Source organism: Azotobacter bryophylli (assembly GCF_042643485.1).
GTDB classification, from domain to species: domain Bacteria; phylum Pseudomonadota; class Gammaproteobacteria; order Pseudomonadales; family Pseudomonadaceae; genus Azotobacter; species Azotobacter bryophylli.
Map to the genome: position 1 here is coordinate 22,734 of NZ_JBHRSJ010000031.1, position 16,270 is coordinate 39,003.

General features: G+C 62.2%; 15 protein-coding genes and 2 tRNA genes. 12 read left to right on the plus strand and 5 right to left on the minus strand.

The features are described 5' to 3' along the window. Window positions 1-224 precede the first annotated feature (224 nt). The 7 genes from accD (at window position 225) to ACFOJE_RS15005 (ending at window position 7,318) form a co-directional block, all read left to right on the plus strand. Window positions 225-1,112 (plus strand): acetyl-CoA carboxylase, carboxyltransferase subunit beta, encoded by an 888-nt coding sequence (accD, locus tag ACFOJE_RS14975; RefSeq protein ID WP_377815257.1) that lies wholly within the window; start codon window positions 225-227, stop codon window positions 1,110-1,112. Then, entirely contained in the window at window positions 1,109-2,410 is a 1,302-nt protein-coding gene (gene folC / locus ACFOJE_RS14980) for a bifunctional tetrahydrofolate synthase/dihydrofolate synthase (protein ID WP_377815258.1), read from the plus strand. Before accD ends, folC begins: the two co-directional genes overlap by 4 nt. Then, window positions 2,394-3,011, plus strand: a complete 618-nt coding sequence (locus ACFOJE_RS14985; RefSeq protein WP_377815259.1) for an SPOR domain-containing protein — start codon at window positions 2,394-2,396, stop codon at window positions 3,009-3,011. Before folC ends, ACFOJE_RS14985 begins: the two co-directional genes overlap by 17 nt. A gap of 166 nt (window positions 3,012-3,177) precedes the next feature. Continuing rightward, window positions 3,178-3,690, plus strand: a complete 513-nt coding sequence (locus tag ACFOJE_RS14990; protein ID WP_377815260.1) for a CvpA family protein — start codon at window positions 3,178-3,180, stop codon at window positions 3,688-3,690. A gap of 78 nt (window positions 3,691-3,768) precedes the next feature. Then, on the plus strand, window positions 3,769-5,274 hold the full coding sequence (gene purF / locus ACFOJE_RS14995; RefSeq protein ID WP_377815261.1) for an amidophosphoribosyltransferase: 1,506 nt from the start codon (window positions 3,769-3,771) through the stop codon (window positions 5,272-5,274). Between the two features lie 53 nt (window positions 5,275-5,327). Continuing rightward, on the plus strand, window positions 5,328-6,539 hold the full coding sequence (locus ACFOJE_RS15000) for an O-succinylhomoserine sulfhydrylase (protein ID WP_377815263.1): 1,212 nt from the start codon (window positions 5,328-5,330) through the stop codon (window positions 6,537-6,539). A gap of 17 nt (window positions 6,540-6,556) precedes the next feature. Beyond that, complete coding sequence (locus tag ACFOJE_RS15005) at window positions 6,557-7,318, plus strand: SDR family oxidoreductase (RefSeq protein ID WP_377815264.1); 762 nt, start codon at window positions 6,557-6,559, stop codon at window positions 7,316-7,318. 75 nt (window positions 7,319-7,393) lie between these two features. On the opposite strand, the gene gspD is transcribed toward ACFOJE_RS15005, so the two are convergent. Together gspD and ACFOJE_RS15015 are read right to left on the minus strand one after the other, a co-directional pair. Next, window positions 7,394-9,358: a type II secretion system secretin GspD gene (gene gspD / locus ACFOJE_RS15010; protein ID WP_377815497.1), complete on the minus strand. Its 1,965-nt coding sequence runs from the start codon at window positions 9,356-9,358 to the stop codon at window positions 7,394-7,396. 98 nt (window positions 9,359-9,456) lie between these two features. Continuing rightward, the gene (locus tag ACFOJE_RS15015) at window positions 9,457-10,005 is read right to left on the minus strand and encodes a type II secretion system protein N (RefSeq protein WP_377815265.1); all 549 of its coding nucleotides are present in this window, start codon (window positions 10,003-10,005) and stop codon (window positions 9,457-9,459) included. A gap of 338 nt (window positions 10,006-10,343) precedes the next feature. Between ACFOJE_RS15015 and ACFOJE_RS15020 the strand changes: the two genes are divergently transcribed. Further along, window positions 10,344-10,419 (plus strand) — tRNA-Val (locus ACFOJE_RS15020). Window positions 10,420-10,455: 36 nt separating this feature from the next. After that, window positions 10,456-10,532, plus strand: a tRNA-Asp gene (locus ACFOJE_RS15025). A gap of 657 nt (window positions 10,533-11,189) precedes the next feature. On the opposite strand, the gene ACFOJE_RS15030 is transcribed toward ACFOJE_RS15025, so the two are convergent. Next, complete coding sequence (locus ACFOJE_RS15030) at window positions 11,190-11,312, minus strand: hypothetical protein (protein WP_377815266.1); 123 nt, start codon at window positions 11,310-11,312, stop codon at window positions 11,190-11,192. A 60-nt stretch (window positions 11,313-11,372) separates the two neighbouring features. After that, complete coding sequence (locus ACFOJE_RS15035) at window positions 11,373-11,786, minus strand: hypothetical protein (RefSeq protein ID WP_377815269.1); 414 nt, start codon at window positions 11,784-11,786, stop codon at window positions 11,373-11,375. Window positions 11,787-12,051: 265 nt separating this feature from the next. Between ACFOJE_RS15035 and ACFOJE_RS15040 the strand changes: the two genes are divergently transcribed. Both ACFOJE_RS15040 and ACFOJE_RS15045 read left to right on the plus strand, forming a co-directional pair. Further along, entirely contained in the window at window positions 12,052-13,341 is a 1,290-nt protein-coding gene (locus ACFOJE_RS15040; RefSeq protein ID WP_377815270.1) for a chromosome partitioning protein ParA, read from the plus strand. After that, window positions 13,331-14,293 (plus strand): 1-aminocyclopropane-1-carboxylate deaminase/D-cysteine desulfhydrase, encoded by a 963-nt coding sequence (locus tag ACFOJE_RS15045; RefSeq protein ID WP_377815272.1) that lies wholly within the window; start codon window positions 13,331-13,333, stop codon window positions 14,291-14,293. The genes ACFOJE_RS15040 and ACFOJE_RS15045 overlap by 11 nt, the downstream gene beginning before the upstream one ends. On the opposite strand, the gene ACFOJE_RS15050 is transcribed toward ACFOJE_RS15045, so the two are convergent. Further along, window positions 14,286-15,293, minus strand: coding sequence for a DUF1853 family protein (locus tag ACFOJE_RS15050; protein ID WP_377815273.1), 1,008 nt, complete (start codon window positions 15,291-15,293; stop codon window positions 14,286-14,288). The genes ACFOJE_RS15045 and ACFOJE_RS15050 overlap by 8 nt on opposite strands. Before the next feature lie 88 nt (window positions 15,294-15,381). Between ACFOJE_RS15050 and ACFOJE_RS15055 the strand changes: the two genes are divergently transcribed. Beyond that, window positions 15,382-16,269 carry an NAD(+) kinase gene (locus tag ACFOJE_RS15055; protein ID WP_377815274.1) on the plus strand — a complete coding sequence of 296 codons (888 nt, stop codon included), beginning with the start codon at window positions 15,382-15,384 and terminating at the stop codon, window positions 16,267-16,269. Window position 16,270 lies beyond the last annotated feature (1 nt).

The following is a 16,270-nucleotide window of genomic DNA, read 5'->3' on the forward strand; positions in this document are numbered from 1 at the left end:
GGAGCATTGGGTGAACCCGATACGTCTTCCGGACACATTGTTGTTTTCTGACGGCGTGCTGTTCGCTGCCGTCCCCAGGTGGCCACTGATCGCGGTAGCGGACCCGACAGGCGAGATGGATCGCCGACCGTGGTCCCGTTTGATTTGGCCCTATTAGTGAATTGCTCGAAGACGGATGCGCACTGCCGCGGTCCGGATCTTTATAGCTGCGGAGAACATAGAGCATGAGCAACTGGTTGGTAGACAAGCTGATCCCCTCGATCATGCGATCCGAGGTGAAGAAAAGCTCGGTGCCGGAAGGCCTCTGGCACAAGTGCCCGTCCTGCGAGGCGGTACTGTACAAGCCGGAGCTGGAAAAGAACCTGGATGTCTGCCCCAAATGCGAACATCACATGCGCCTCGGCGCCCGTGCGCGGCTGGATATCTTCCTTGATGCCGAGGGTCGCGAGGAGATCGGTGCCTCCCTGGAGCCGGTGGATCGCCTGAAATTCCGGGACAGCAAGAAATACAAGGATCGCCTGTCGGCCGCCCAGAAGCAGACCGGCGAGAAAGATGCCCTGGTTTCCATGAGCGGTACTCTCCAGGGCATGCCGGTGGTCGCCAGCGCCTTCGAGTTCTCCTTCATGGGTGGCTCCATGGGGGCCGTCGTCGGCGAGCGTTTCGTGCAGGCGGCCAATATGGCTCTCGAACGCCGTTGTCCGTTCGTCTGCTTCTCCGCTTCCGGCGGCGCGCGCATGCAGGAGGCTCTGATCTCGCTGATGCAGATGGCCAAGACCTCTGCGGTGCTGGCCCGGCTGCGCGAGGAGGGTGTCCCGTACATTTCCGTGCTGACCGATCCTGTCTATGGCGGCGTCTCTGCAAGTCTGGCAACCCTTGGCGACATCATCGTGGCCGAGCCCAAGGCGCTGATCGGCTTCGCCGGTCCGCGGGTGATCGAGCAGACCGTGCGGGAAAAACTGCCGGAAGGTTTCCAGCGCAGCGAGTTCCTGCTTGAGCATGGCGCCATCGACCTGATTATTCCTCGCCAGGAGATGCGCGGTCGCCTGTTCCGTCTGTTGTCACAGCTGATGCGCCAGCCGGCTGAAGCTGCCGTTGTTACTGCCTCGGCATGAGCACGCGCAGCCTCGCCGACTGGCTCTACTATCTGGAGCAGTTGCACCCCTCGGCCATCGACATGGGACTCGACCGCTCCCGCGAAGTGGCCCGCCGTCTCGGCCTGGGGCGTCCGGCGCCGCAGGTGGTGACGGTCACCGGGACCAATGGCAAGGGGTCTACCTGCGCCTTCATCGCTGCACTGCTGCGTGCCCAGGGGTTGAAGGTCGGCGTATACAGCTCGCCGCACCTGCTGCGCTACAACGAGCGGGTGCAGATCGATGCCCGCGAGGCGAGCGATGAGGAGCTGTGCTCTGCCTGCGCCGCGGTCGAGACGGCTCGCGGCGAAATCTCGCTGACCTACTTCGAAATGGGCACTCTGGCAGCCTTCTGGCTGTTCGAGCATGCGGGGCTGGATGCCGTCGTCCTGGAAGTGGGGCTGGGTGGGCGTCTGGATGCGGTCAATCTGGTCGATGCGGATGTCGCCGTAGTCACCAGCATCGGTCTGGATCATGCCGAGTGGCTGGGTGACAGCCGCGAGTCCGTGGCCTTCGAAAAAGCCGGGATCTTCCGTGCCGGCAAGCCAGTCGTCTGTGGCGATCCGAACCCTCCGGCGCCGTTGATGCAACAGGCGGGCACCCTGGATTCGCCGTTCTATCAGTGTGGTCGGGACTACGACCTTGTCCTGCGAGCCGATACCTGGGATTGGCGTGGCCGAAACGCCTCGGGTATCGAGATCGAGCTGCGAGATCTGCCGCTTCTCTCCTTGCCCATGGAGAACGCGGCGCTCGCCCTGCAAGTGTATGCCTTGCTCGGTCTGCCCTGGAAAGCCGAGCGGATTGCCTCCGCGTTGGTCGCAACCCGCGTGACTGGTCGCCTTGATCGCCGGCTGGTGCGCTGGCATGGCAAATCGCTGAGCCTGTTGCTGGATGTCGGTCATAACCCCCATGCGGCCGCCTATCTGGCCGGGCGATTGGCGCTTCGGCCTCCGGCCGGCCGCCGCCTGGCGGTTTTCGGTCTGCTCGTCGACAAGGATCTGGCGGGCGTGCTGGATGTCTTGACGCCTCAGGTGCAAGACTGGGCCGTGGTGTCGCTGCCCACCTCGCGTTCGCGTTCGGCTGCGGAGCTCGAAGCTGCGTTGTGTAGCCGTTCCGCGGTGGTTTTGCCTTACGCCGGGATCTCCGAGGCGCTTGAGGCGCAATGCGCACAGGCCAGCGAACAGGACGAAATCCTGGTGTTCGGTTCGTTCTATTGCGTGGCCGAGGCGCTGGAGTGGCTGAAATTGCAACAGGAGGAGGTCAATGGCTTTGCTGGATAGCGGACTCAAGCAGCGGACGGTCGGTGCCGTGGTGCTGCTGGCGCTGGCTGTGATCTTCCTGCCCATGCTTTTCAATCGCGAGCAGGAAATCCGCCATGTCGTGGTCGATGCGCCCGCCATGCCCCAGATTCCTGCCGCACCGCAGGTGAAGCAGGAGCCGGTCAATGTGCCGGAGCCCCAGCCGCTGTCCGGCGCGGACCAGCCAGCCGAGCCCTCCTCCTCGGCTCAGGCGCAACCAGAGCCTGTGGCACCGCCTTCCAGGCCGGTGATGCCTCCAAAGACCGAGAGCGCTCCTGCCAAGTCCGCCCAGCCAGTGATGCAAGCCGCAGCGCCCGAGGCTAGTCGGCTGGATGCCAACAGGTTGCCGGTCAGTTGGTCGGTTCAATTGGCCAGTCTGTCCAACCGCGACAACGCCATGAACTTGCAGAAAACCTTGCGTAGTCAGGGCTACAACGCCTATGTCCGGCATGCCGAGGGCGCAAGCCGCGTTTTCGTCGGGCCGGTGATCGAGCGGGAAGAGGCCAATCGTCTTCGCGATCAGATCAACCGCCAGCACAAGCTGAAAGGGTTTGTCGTGCGCTTCGAGCCCGAGCGCAACTGAGTCGACCCCGCTGGTGTAGGCCCAATGGGCCTGCACCAGCGACCACTCAGCTAGGCGCGTCGTCGGCTCAGGCATAGATAAACTCCGCCCCGCAGAAGCCCTGTCCTTACTCCTCAAGGAGGGCCTCTGATAGAATGCAGCCGCTTTTCCATACTTGGGCTGAACTGTGGCATTCATCTGGGTCGATTGGGTGATGATCGCGATCATCGCCGTTTCCAGTCTGATCAGCTTGAAGCGGGGCTTCGTGAAGGAGGCTCTCTCGCTGGTCACCTGGATCATTGCGGGCGCCATCGCCTGGATGTTCGGCGGTGCTTTTTCGCATTATCTGGCACCTTATGTCGCCACGCCTTCTCTGCAGGTGATCGCCGCCTGCGGCATCCTTTTCGTGGTGACCTTGCTGCTCGGAGCCTTGGTCAACTTTCTCATCAGCGAACTGGTGCGCGTCACCGGTCTGTCCGGCACCGATCGGGTTCTCGGCATGGTTTTCGGTGCCGCCCGTGGGGCATTGTTGGTGGTGGTGCTGGTCGGTCTGCTCAGCCTGGCGCCGGTACAGCAAGATATGTGGTGGCAACAGTCGAGCCTGTTGCCGCATTTCCTGATTGTCGCCGATTGGTCGAAAAACCTGATTCTGGGGTTTACCGGCCAGTGGTTTGGCAGCGGCGTCAGCGCCTCGAGCTGATTGGCCGGAAGATAGACGGGCCCGTTCTGTCGGGCGGGTCCAGCATTAGCCTGAATTACATAGCAGGGGTTGCGTCACATGTGTGGCATCGTCGGTATTGTCGGTAAGTCCAACGTCAATCAAGCGCTGTATGACGCGCTTACCGTCCTTCAGCATCGTGGCCAGGACGCTGCCGGTATCGTTACCTGCCACGAGGGCCGGTTGTTCCTGCGCAAGGATAATGGCCTGGTGCGGGACGTGTTCCAGCAGCGGCACATGCAGCGCCTGGTCGGCCATCTGGGGATCGCCCATGTGCGCTACCCGACTGCCGGCAGTTCCAGTTCGGCTGAGGCCCAACCGTTCTATGTCAATTCCCCCTATGGCATCACCCTGGCGCACAACGGCAACCTGACCAATGTGGAACAGTTGTCGCGCGAGATCTACGAGTCGGACCTGCGCCACGTGAATACCAACTCCGACTCGGAGGTGCTGCTCAACGTCTTCGCCCACGAGCTGGCCGTGCGCGGCAAGCTGCAGCCGACCGAAGAGGACATCTTCGCCGCCGTTTCGAAGGTGCACGAGCGTTGCCGCGGTGGCTACGCGGTGGTGGCGATGATCACCGGTTACGGCATCGTCGGTTTCCGTGATCCCAACGCCATCCGCCCGATCGTTTTCGGCCAGCGCCACACCGACGAAGGGGTCGAGTACATGATTGCTTCCGAGAGCGTCGCCCTCGATGTGCTCGGTTTCACCCTGATCCGCGATCTGGCGCCCGGCGAGGCGGTCTACATCACCGAGGATGGCAAGCTGTTCACCCGTCAGTGTGCGGAGAACCCGAAATATGCACCGTGCATCTTCGAGCACGTGTATCTGGCCCGCTCCGACTCCTTCATGGATGGCGTGTCGGTCTACAAGGCTCGTCTGCGCATGGGTGAGAAGCTGGCCGAGAAGATTCTCCGCGAGCGCTCCGATCACGATATCGATGTGATCATCCCAATCCCCGATACCAGCCGTACCTCGGCGCTGGAGCTGGCCAACCGGCTCGGGGTCAAGTTCCGCGAAGGGTTCGTCAAGAACCGCTACATCGGTCGTACCTTCATCATGCCCGGACAGGCCGCCCGGAAGAAATCTGTACGCCAGAAGCTCAATGCCATCGACCTGGAGTTCCGTGGCAAGAACGTCATGCTGGTAGACGACTCCATCGTGCGCGGTACCACCTGCAAGCAGATCATCCAGATGGCGCGCGAGGCGGGGGCGAAGAAGGTTTACTTCTGTTCCGCAGCGCCGGCTGTTCGTTATCCGAACGTCTATGGCATCGACATGCCCAGCGCCCATGAGCTGATCGCCCACGGCCGCACGACCGAAGAAGTGGCCGAGCTGATCGGTGCTGACTGGCTGGTCTATCAGGACCTGCCCGATCTGGTCGAGGCGGTCGGCGGCGGCAAGGTGAAGATCGATAACTTCGATTGCGCCGTGTTCGATGGCAAGTACGTCACCGGTGACGTCGACGAGGCCTATCTGGCCAAGATCGAGCGGGCGCGAAACGATGCCAGCAAGGCCCAGCACAACGCGGCGAACGCAATCATCGACCTGTATAACAATTGAGCTGCATGGTTCGGGATGGCCATGTCGGCCTCCCTCCTGCGAGGTGAAGGATTATGACGATTGAATGGGAAGCCGGACGGCTGGACAGCGAACTGGATGGGGTCGGTTTCGCCACCCTGGCGGTGCGCGCCGGCCAGCGGCGGACGCCGGAGGCCGAGCACAGCGAAGCACTGTTCCCGACCTCCAGCTATGTCTTCCGTAGTGCAGCCGATGCCGCTGCCCGCTTCAGCGGCGAGATGCCGGGCAACGTCTACTCCCGCTACACCAATCCCACGGTACGGATCTTCGAGGAGCGCATCGCAGCCCTGGAAGGAGCCGAGCAGGCCGTGGCTGCCTCGTCCGGCATGGCGGCGATCCTCGCCCTGGTGATGAGCCTATGCAGCGCCGGCGACCACGTGCTGGTCTCGCGCAGCGTGTTCGGCTCGACCATCAGCCTGTTCGACAAGTATTTCAAGCGTTTCGGCGTCGAGGTGGACTATCCGCAGCTATCCGATCTGGATTCTTGGGCAGCGGCCTGCAAGCCGAACACCAAGCTCTTCTTCGTCGAGTCTCCCTCCAACCCTCTCGCCGAGCTGGTTGACATCGCCGCGTTGGCCGAGCTGGCCCATGCCAGTGGTGCCCTGCTGGCTGTGGATAACTGCTTCTGCACCCCGGCACTGCAAAAGCCGCTGACGCTCGGAGCAGACATCGTGGTGCACTCGGCCACCAAGTACATCGACGGCCAGGGGCGTTGCCTGGGCGGCGTGGTGGCCGGCAAGTCTAAACTGATGCAGGAGGTCGTCGGCTTCCTGCGTACCGCGGGACCCACCCTCAGCCCGTTCAATGCCTGGGTCTTCCTTAAGGGGCTTGAGACTCTGCAGGTCCGTATGCGTGCACATTGCGCCAGCGCCCAGGCGATCGCCGAGTGGCTGGAGCAGCAGCCCGGAGTCGAGAGAGTGTATTACGCCGGCTTGTCCAGTCATCCCCAGTACGAGCTGGCCAAGCGCCAACAGAAGGCTTTCGGCGCGGTCGTCAGTTTCGAGGTCAAGGGGGGCAAGGAGGGCGCCTGGCGCTTCATCGACGCGACCCGGATGATTTCCATTACCGCCAACCTGGGCGACACCAAGACCACCATCGCCCATCCGGCAACCACTTCGCATGGTCGCTTGACCCCGGAAGCCCGCGCGGCTGCTGGTATTCGCGACAGTCTGATTCGCGTGGCGGTGGGCCTGGAAGAGATCGAAGACATCAAGGCTGACCTGGCTCTGGGCTTGGCGGCTCTGTGACCGAGCGGGGACTGGAGATGGGCAGGCCGTCGCACAACGGCAGGGTCGCTCTGGTCTCCGGTGCGGCGCGGGGTATCGGCCTGGGTGTGGCTGCCTGGCTGATCGCGGAGGGATGGCAGGTCGTGCTCGCCGATATCGACCGCCAACGCGGCACGAAGGTGGCGAAGGCTCTCGGCAACAACGCCTGGTTCGTCGCCATGGACGTTTCCCAGGAGGGCCAGGTGGCAACCGGAGTCGCCGAAGTCCTCGGCCAGTTCGGCCGTCTTGATGCTCTGGTATGCAATGCGGCGGTTGCCGCTCCCTTCAATCCTCCGATCGAAGAGCTCAGGCTCAGCCTCTGGAACCAGGTGCTGGGTATCAATCTCACCGGTCCGATGCTACTGGCCAAGGACTGTTCCGCCTATCTGCGGGCGCATTCCGGCGTTATCGTCAACATCGCCTCGACCCGCGCCCACCAGTCGGAGCCCGACTCCGAAGCCTACGCCGCCAGCAAGGGCGGCCTGCTGGCCCTGACCCATGCCCTGGCCATCAGCCTTGGGCCGGAGGTGCGGGTGAATGCCGTCAGCCCCGGCTGGATAGACTCCCGGGATCCCGCCGAGCGCCGTCGTTCGCCATTGTCGGGCGCGGATCATGCGCAGCACCCGGCCGGACGTGTCGGCAGTATCGAGGATGTCGCCGCCATTGTGGCCTGGCTGCTGTCTGACGAGGCCGGATTCGTGACTGGTCAGGAGTTCATCGTCGATGGCGGCATGACGCGCAAGATGATTTATCTCGATTGAGTCCGGCCCGCCAAGCGCCTTGTGGCTCCGCTCTTCCGAATGAGTCTCTCCAAGTGATTCTATTGGCAAGGGGCATCACTCATTCTTTTCCTTTCGTCTCAAGTCGATGGCCGACCCCTCGAACAGCTGTTCGCGCTCTTCGGGCAGGAGATGCGAGCGTTCTCCCTGAACGCCGCCGAGCACGCGGATATCGCTGTACTTCTTACCGGACAAGGCGGCCAGACCCGCTGCGTTGAGGACCACCGTAGGGCGCAGGAAGACCATCAGGTTGCGCTTGACGTGGGTGCTCTTGCTGGAGCGAAACAGGTGGCCGAGTAGGGGGATGTCGCCTAGCAAGGGCACCTTGGAGTTGTTGCGGGTCACGTCGTCCTGAATCAGCCCGCCCAGCACAATGACCTGGCCGTTCTCGGCCAGTATGGTGCTCTTGATCGATCGCTTGTTGGTGACCAGGTCGACTGCCTGGGCGGTTAGGCTGGCAGAGGAGGCGATGGAGGAAATCTCCTGTTCGATTTCCAGACGCAGGGTGCCCCCTTCGTTGATGTGCGGGGTGACTTTGAGCGTGACGCCGACATCTTTGCGCTCGATGGTGGTAAAGGGGTTGTTCGAGCCGGAGGCGTCCGTGGTATAGGAGCCGGTCTGGAAAGGCACATTCTGGCCGACCAGGATCTCGGCCTTCTGATTGTCCAGGGTGAGCAGGCTCGGCGTGGAAAGCAGGTTGCTGTTGCTATCGGAGGATAGCGCGGTGATCAAGGCGCCGAAATTCTCGCTGCCAATGCCGATGACGGCGCCATCCGGCAGTGTTGCTGGGAACTGGCCACTATTGATCGCGTTGATCACGGTGCTGGCAGACAGGCCGGTATCGCTGAAGTTGATTGTTCCCACGCCCCCTTTGCCATTTTTGCCGAGCGAGTTGTAAGCCCATTGCACCCCCAGAGCTTCGCTGATGTCGCCGGATATCTCGACGATCGCCGCTTCCACCATTACCTGGGCGCGCGGCACGTCGAGCTGGCGCACTATGTCCTCGAGGGTCGTCACTTGATCCGGTTCGGCCAGTAGAATCAGGGCGTTGAGGCTTTCATCTGCACGTATTAATAAGTTCTGTTGCGTAGTCGTCGTGGCGGCTTTTTGGTTTTCGCCTCCAGTCGGGGTTTTCAGGCCTTCGGAGATTTGTCCGAGGGTTTCTGCCAAGGATTTGGCATCGTTATGTCGCAAGCGAATCACGCGGGTGTTGGCTGAGCGGTTGGTCGGCGTATCCAGGGAGCGTGCCAGCTGCACCAGCTTGGCCCGTGCAGCGGGAGGGCCGAGGATGATCAGCTTGTTGGTGCGGCCATCGGCGATCACCTGGGTATAGGCGGCTCCCTTGTTTTGGCCTTGATCACGGTTGATGGCGCTGTTCAGCGCCTCGGCGGTATCCATCACCCAGGCATGCTGCAGGGGGAGCACCGTGTAGTCGCGCTCGCCCTTCTGGTCGAGTTGTCTCACCAAGTCCTCGATGCGGGCGATGTTGGCGCTGCGATCGCTGATGATCAGGGCATTGGCCGAGTTGACGGCAGCCAGATGACCGAATTGGGGGATCAGCGGGCGTATCAGCGGGATCAGCTCGCTGGCGGAGCCATGCTGAATCTGGATGACGCGAGTCTCAAGACGGTTGGCGGCCGGCCTCCCATCACCGCCCTCGACCTTCGCTTCGGCATTCGGCACGATGCGTGTCTGGGATTCCTGGGTGATGACGCTGAAACCATGCGTGGACATTACCGAAAGGAACAGCTGATAGACCTCGCTGAGAGATAGCGGTGTCCTGGAAATGACGGTGACCTGTCCTTTGACCCTGGGGTCGACCACGAACGTTTCCCCGGTGATGTCGGCGATCTGGTCGATGAATTCGCGGAGGTCGGCGTCCTTGAGATTGATGGTCCAGCGCTCGCTCTGCTGGTTGCCGCTCGCTTGGGTTGGGCTGATCTGGGCGTGTGCCGGCAAGGCCATGGTTGCCGAACCGGCAACCAGCAATGCCAGTGTCAAGCGCGAGAGTATCGGGGGCATCGGTCGATCGCTTTCCATAGGCTGTTCGATGTCTTCGGCAGGGCGGGGCTGGCCTCTGCTTCGTTCTCATCACGTCATTCCCTGAGGCATGAGCGTCATTACTCGGGAGCATCCTCGTCGGCATCCGCAGAGTCTGCAGGACTCTCCGGTGGAGCCGTCACCTCGGCTGTTGGTGCATTACGCGTTCCTTTCCCGAGAGAGGGGAAAGACAGATTCTCCAGCCGGCCGTTGCGCTCCAGCTCCACTCGCTCACGATATACCGCATGCAGGCGAATGCCTGCCTGGATTTCTTCGCCAATCCGGTAGCGTCGAGGTTTTCCTCCGCTGAGCTGGATGATCGCGCTCGAACGCTGCGGATCGACATGCACGAAGCTGCCCAGCAGGGTTATCCCAAGGTTGGTGGCAGGCGGTGGGCCATTCGTCCCGGCGGTTGCGGCCGGACCGAACAGGGGCTCTAGGTGCTCCAGGTCCAGCGGCCGCGGGGCTGTCTGGCCAGTTGCGGCACTCGCCGGAGTGGGCATTTGCTGCAGCTGCAGCCAGTCGCGTATCTCCAGTGCCAGACTGAAACTCATCGCGAGAGCCAGTAGTGCTGCAACCAGCTGGGGAGCATAGAGCCGTGTGCGACGCAGGGCAGCCTGAAAGGGCAAGGGGTTCTCCGTACGGCTCTTTGCATGTTGATGATGGATTCAACGTAGCAGGCCAACGCCCTGCCGGTTGTCGATTCGTATGGGGCGTGGATTTATTTTTCGGATAACTTGGGTCATGGGCATGACAAATAGTGGCGTGCTGCCTTATGACAATAGCCATTCGATTCTTATCCATCGAAGGTGAAAGGGCTGCGACGCAAGAGCGGATCGCCTTGCACCGAGGTGGAGCCAGAGCCGGTTGTCGAGCGCCATTTCGAAGCGATACCGGAAAAAATCCAAGCCTTCGCTTGACTTACCCTCATGGTATGGGTAAATTGCGCGCCACCTCGCAAGGCGTTGGCTGATTAGCTCAGCTGGGAGAGCACCTGCATCACACGCAGGGGGTCGGCGGTTCGATCCCGTCATCAGCCACCATCGTCTTGCAAGAATGGACGAAAGTCCAACCGACGCGCAGCGGTAGTTCAGTCGGTTAGAATACCGGCCTGTCACGCCGGGGGTCGCGGGTTCGAGTCCCGTCCGCTGCGCCATATATGAAAGCCCTCAGATAGCGATATCTGGGGGCTTTTTCATTGAACTCCTCAATTCATGCGATAGTCATCTTGCTTGTCTAGTCTCTTGGCATGGACTTTGTTTCGCCATTCTCACTAAACAAGCTATCCAGGGGTAATACACATGGATGACTATCAAGAAGAGCTTCTCGATTTTCACGCAGAAGAGCGTGATCCAGCCGAGTGGGCGGAAGACGCCACGGAAATGTGATCGGAAGGCTCTGTCGATTTTGCCCTCGCTTTTCCCTGATCGTTGTTCCTTAAGGGGCCGTGCAAGGTCACTCGTAGGTGAGGTATTCGGAGGGGAGGCATGCCGGGGTTATTTTCTACCCATAGATTGATGAAGTGGCTGCCGGGAGTTTTGCTGCCATCTTTCGCTGCAATGCGTGTTGACGGCGTATCTATTCCCAGCAGGATTTCCGGCGGCCACAGGCGACCGCGTAGAAACAGCGTCAAACCGGTCGTTCCGTTGTTGGGCGTGATCTGGCTGGACCCGGGTTGGCTTGCAGCACGCTCGATCCGCAGCTTTTCACTTCCTGCCTGCTGCTCTCGTTGCTCGGCCAAATGTGCCGATAAGGCTGTCCCAGCAGATCGCCATGCTGGTTGAAGGCTAAAGCAATGTTGTAGAGCGGGCCGCTACCGCTGCGCAGTTCTCCACCGACCTATATGAAGGGCGGGTAACAGCAGCAAGCCGGCCACCAGGGTGATCTGGTAGTCGTGGGCCAGGGAGCTGAACATCCGCTGATAGTCGCGGGCCATCTGGGGCGCCTTTATCCCTATCAGGCTTTCCTTGAGCCCGGGAAATCCTTCACTGGAGAGCTAGGTCTCAGCCAGCCGACCTGGGTGGCTCAGCGCCATCTGTCGGACGGCCTCACGAAAATCTCGTGCCCGGTATACTTCGGCCCTTTCCCCGCAGAGCATGAGCCATGTGCCGATATGGTCCGGCAGAGCAACCATCTTGTTCCGATATAGCAGACCTTCCGCCTTCGCCTTGTCGGGCAGGTCGGCCAGCTTGAGGCGTAGGTGAGCTGGGCTCTGATAGTCGCTGGGAAATAGCTCGGGACGGATCGCCAGTAGATTGCGCCGGCGTGCCTCATGCCCCGATCGCTGACCAAGGAAACTTGCAGATCGGCCAGCCAGATAGCGTCTTTGGGGGCGCTGCTCTGCCCAGTTCATATAAGTGCCCAGGGTGATGATAAGGAGCAGGGCCGGAGCGATGAGAAGTTTGCTCATGAATGGAGGACTGGAGAAACCTGCTTCTCAGGTTAGGTGAGCAGGGTGGGAGTGCCAGGTCTGCAGTGCCTCATCCTATGGCATAGGGCTATTACTCGTGCGTCACAGTTTCATCCGATCACGATGCCGAAAAGGGCCCCGGCGGATAGGCTGCCAACTAAATCACAATGCCAGTCAATCTGTTTTCCCTAGACTCCCCGAGCAGCGAGAAAGGCCCCATTCGAGCCGCGTTTCACCCGCAGACATCAGCAAAGGGACGGAGAACATGCAGAAGAAACCACAGATGGTGGAAGCCGTGATGTTTTTCAGCGAAGGGGGTATCGCTAAGGAAATGCTGCTTCCGGAGTTCGAGGCTGTGCTCGACGGCGTCGTCAATCTGCCCGAATTGGCCGACCAGCAAATTCGATTGGCCCATGTCCTGATCAATTCGCGTCTGCAGGTGCAGACCTGTGTCTTCTTCTATCTGGACTTCGACGACAGCGGTGCGGCCGATCCAGGCTGGAACCTACCTCTACGGCGCCTGGCTGATCGAGGTGAGACGGGGCCCGACCTCGGGGCTGGCCCGATCCGCCTGGTCTGTCGCAGTCGGTGTCCGGTTCCCTGGCACCAGATGCACCTGTGGGATCCTGAGCCGAACGATCTGCTCCTGCTACGCGATGCGGTCAGGCGCAACCAGCTCGGTCTTCTCTGCGAGGAGGAATTACCCCCCCGTACCGCCAGATCCCTGACGAAAGAGGATGCCCACAGGGGTGCCGCTGACTCGGACGGAGAGCGCCTGAAGGCGGCGCGGCTGATCAAGCGGCAGCGCCAACACCTTCAGGATCTGAACCGTGAGCACTCGGAGGCTCTGGCCAGGTTGCAATTGGCCGCAGATGAGCGGGAGAAGCGCTCTCAGGCCGAGATTCGGCAATTGCGCGCCGCCCTGTGCGGGCAGCAGGGGGCCAACGCCAGTCTCGTGGAGCAGCTACAGGTGAAGGCGGAAAGCCTCGAGCAAACTCGTGAGGCGCTAGCCCGGTTGGCCGAGCTGGAGGTATCCCGGCGTAACGAGCTGGAGGCGGTAAGCGGGCAGATCCATAACGAGATGGAGGCTCGGGTGGCCGAACTGCAGAGGCGGATCAAGCTGCGAGATGCTGAATGCTTCACTCTTAACGATCAGAAAGCTCGGATGCAAGAAGAACTCGACCGGCTCAAGGGGGAGCTAGAGCGGCAAGCAGCGCAGGGAGTGGAGCGGGTGCTCGGACAGTTGGCGCAGCAGGGCATGGTGTTCGTCGTCTACCATCCGGGGGCTGGCCACCTTACGATACCCTTGCAGGATATCGCCCGCTACTTGGAGAACCCCATGGCTTATGCTGCCGCCAAGTGTTTCGTCGGCGAAGAGCAGTACCGCCAATGGCTGAGTCACTTCCAGCAGCCTACTTGCGAGGCCGTGCTGACCAGTGGCGGTCGATGCGCGCTACCGATCGACCGGATCGACAGTCCCGCTCGCTTCGTCAGTGGCGAGTCCAATTGCTGCTCCCGGCATCGAGCCGGCAATCGCCTGCGCAATGCCAGCTGAACTCGTCGGCATGCAGATCGACTGGTCGCCGCAGGCGCCATTGCAGCCTCTGCGCCTAGGCTGGCTGGTCGCTGCCGGAGTAGACGTCGGCCTTTTGCGTCTGGATCTGATCGATCCGCTGATTTCCGGTAACAAATGGTTCAAGCTCGCGCCGCACCTGGCGAATGCCATGCGAAGCGGTGCCCGAGGTTTGATCAGTCTCGGCGGTCCCCATTCCAACCATCTGCATGCCCTGGCGGCTGCGGGGCAGCGTTTCGGCTTCGCCACGGCGGGACTGTTGCGCGGCGAAGCGCAGGACACTCCGACGGTGCGCGACCTGCAGTCCTTCGGCATGACCCTGCACTGGCTGGGCTATGGCGGCTATCGCGAGCGCCATCGGGACGGTTTCTGGAGTGCTTGGCGCGAACGCCATCCCGATCTGCACCCGGTTCCGGAAGGGGGCGGCGGATTTCCTGGTGCGCTCGGTTGCACCGTCCTGCGGGAAATGGTGCAGTGCCAACTGGCGGAACTCGGCTGGGGCGACTATGACGGCTGGTGGCTGGCCGCCGGAACCGGGACCACCGCCGCAGGGCTGATCATCGCCGAGGCGGGCGCACGTCCGGTGCATGTGGCCCTGGCTGTGCCGGAGCGCCACGGGGTAGCGCCGCAGGTCAAGGCGATTCTCGCCGAGGCAGGTTTAGTCGATGGCGGCTACCGTTTGCTCGATGCCTGCCGTGGCGGCTTCGCCAGGCTGGATGCGGAGCTGGCGCGCTTCATTCTGGATTGCGAGCGCGAGGCGGGCATCCCGCTCGATCCGCTCTATACCGGCAAGGCCCTACTGGCGTTGCGAGATCAGGTCGGGAGCGGTGCATTTGCCCGCGGTACCCGGTTGGTCTTCGTGCATACTGGCGGGCTTCAGGGACGCAGGGCGCTGGAGGAGCGCATCCAGGCGCTGGCGGCGCGAGTCAGCTAGATCCAGAGGTATCCTTCCTTGCAGGACCTGGCGGCAGCGGGACGCCTGCATCGGTTCTTTCCGGCCAGTTATCGCTGACCAGGAATACCCGCTCGGCCTCCAGCCAGCTCCTTCCGTTCTCCTTCTCCGGTTCCAGTCGGGCCAGCAATTGCGGCGGCGACTGAGGGGGCAGGTTGTCGAGCCAGGCAGTGAAGGTGTCCGCGCTCCACACATCCGTCCCGCTAATCCTCGCCGGTGCCAGCCAGGCCCGTCGTGGCAGGGGTTGCCAGCGTCCATCCGGGCTGGTCGCGAGCAGTTCCGGCAACGCCGCCCGGTGCAGCCAGCGGCCGCGCAGGTGGGACGGGCTGGCGCCGGAGGGGGCGGCACAGCCTGGCGGCCAGGGATAGAACAGGTATCCGCCCAGCCAAAGTTCGGCCGTCAGATGGTCGATGCTGAGTGCGTCCAGTGCGTCCCGGGCCGCAGCGCTTGTCGAAAGGGGCAGCTGATGCTGGCTCAGGTGCTGCAACTTGCGCGCGAGACGATCCTGGCTGTCGGGACCGAGCCAGAGCTCCGGATCGCGTCCGTCACCCTTGGGCGGGCCGAAGTAGAGCTTGATCGCCAGCTCCTGGTGATGCACGCCTTCTTCGTCGCGCAGCAGCAGATCCAGTTCGCCCAGGGTATGACCGCTCCGACGGATCGGCAGATTGGCGGCCAGCAGCCGGATGTCCGGCGCCCGGCTCAGGGCGAATTGCCAGAGCCGTTCATAGTAGAGCCCCAGGCGGCGCGTCGGATGACTGGCGAGCCAGGCTTCCAGTGCCGAGCCGTCATCGTCCTGGGCGATCAGCCAGTCGGCCAGGCGCCCCGGCTCGCGGCTCCAGCGGCTTGCCGTCAGGGGGTGGCGCTGGGGCCAGGGCGTGGCTTCAAGCAGCGGCGGGGAGGTCAGAGCCCAGGCCAGATCGCGCACGTCAGGATGGCTGAGGCGCTGGGGAAGATCGGCGAGGTCGCTGAAAAGGGTCGTCATTGCGCAAGCATAACCAGCGGTTTGCCGCTCTGCCCGGCTTTCGCCCATAATCGCTCAACTTAGCCGTCAGCCCCTTTGCAGGAGTCCCATGGAGCAGTTTCGCAATATCGGCATCATCGGCCGTCTGGGCAGCTCCCAGGCGCTGGAGACCATTCGACGGCTGAAGAGATTCCTGCTCGACCGGCATCTGCACGTCATCCTCGAAGAGAGCATCGCCGAGGTCCTCCCCGGGCACGGCCTGCAGGTTTCCTCGCGCAAGCAACTGGGCGAGGTCTGCGATCTGGTCATCGTGGTCGGTGGCGACGGCAGCATGCTCGGCGCGGCCCGTGCCCTGGCCCGTTACCGGGTGCCGGTGCTGGGTATCAACCGCGGCAGCTTGGGCTTTCTCACCGACATCCGTCCCGACGAGCTGGAAGTGAAGGTGGCGGAGGTTCTTGAGGGCCAGTACAGCGTCGAGAGCCGTTTCCTGCTGGAGGCGCAGGTGCGGCGCAAGCTCGAGCCGATCGGCCAGGGCGATGCGCTGAACGACGTGGTGCTGCATCCCGGCAAGTCGACGCGGATGATCGAATTCGAGTTGTACATCGACGGTCACTTCGTCTGCAGCCAGAAGGCCGACGGCCTGATCGTGGCCACGCCCACCGGCTCCACCGCCTACGCCCTGTCCGCCGGCGGGCCGATCATGCATCCGAAGCTGGATGCCATCGTCATAGTGCCCATGTATCCGCACACACTGTCCAGCCGGCCCATCGTGGTCGATGGCAACAGCGAGCTGAAGGTCGTGGTGTCACCGAACATGCAGATCTATCCCCAGGTTTCCTGCGACGGGCAGAATCATTTCACTTGCTCCCCGGGCGACATCATCACCATTCGCAAGAAACCGCAGAAGCTGCAGCTGATCCATCCGCTCGATCACAGCTACTACGAGATCTGCCGGACCAAGCTGGGCTGGGGCAGCCGTCTCGGGGCGGGTGATTGAG

Coding starts and splice junctions, on each gene's coding strand:
- accD (WP_377815257.1), top strand. CDS start 225: ATGAGCAACTGGTTGGTAGACAAGCTGATCCCCTCGATCATGCGATCC.
- folC (WP_377815258.1), top strand. CDS start 1,109: ATGAGCACGCGCAGCCTCGCCGACTGGCTCTACTATCTGGAGCAGTTG.
- ACFOJE_RS14985 (WP_377815259.1), top strand. CDS start 2,394: ATGGCTTTGCTGGATAGCGGACTCAAGCAGCGGACGGTCGGTGCCGTG.
- purF (WP_377815261.1), top strand. CDS start 3,769: ATGTGTGGCATCGTCGGTATTGTCGGTAAGTCCAACGTCAATCAAGCG.
- ACFOJE_RS15000 (WP_377815263.1), top strand. CDS start 5,328: ATGACGATTGAATGGGAAGCCGGACGGCTGGACAGCGAACTGGATGGG.
- ACFOJE_RS15005 (WP_377815264.1), top strand. CDS start 6,557: ATGGGCAGGCCGTCGCACAACGGCAGGGTCGCTCTGGTCTCCGGTGCG.
- gspD (WP_377815497.1), bottom strand. CDS start 9,358: ATGCCCCCGATACTCTCGCGCTTGACACTGGCATTGCTGGTTGCCGGT.
- ACFOJE_RS15030 (WP_377815266.1), bottom strand. CDS start 11,312: ATGGCCCGCGACTATCAGCGGATGTTCAGCTCCCTGGCCCACGACTAC.
- ACFOJE_RS15035 (WP_377815269.1), bottom strand. CDS start 11,786: ATGAGCAAACTTCTCATCGCTCCGGCCCTGCTCCTTATCATCACCCTG.
- ACFOJE_RS15040 (WP_377815270.1), top strand. CDS start 12,052: ATGCAGAAGAAACCACAGATGGTGGAAGCCGTGATGTTTTTCAGCGAA.
- ACFOJE_RS15045 (WP_377815272.1), top strand. CDS start 13,331: ATGCCAGCTGAACTCGTCGGCATGCAGATCGACTGGTCGCCGCAGGCG.
- ACFOJE_RS15050 (WP_377815273.1), bottom strand. CDS start 15,293: ATGACGACCCTTTTCAGCGACCTCGCCGATCTTCCCCAGCGCCTCAGC.
- ACFOJE_RS15055 (WP_377815274.1), top strand. CDS start 15,382: ATGGAGCAGTTTCGCAATATCGGCATCATCGGCCGTCTGGGCAGCTCC.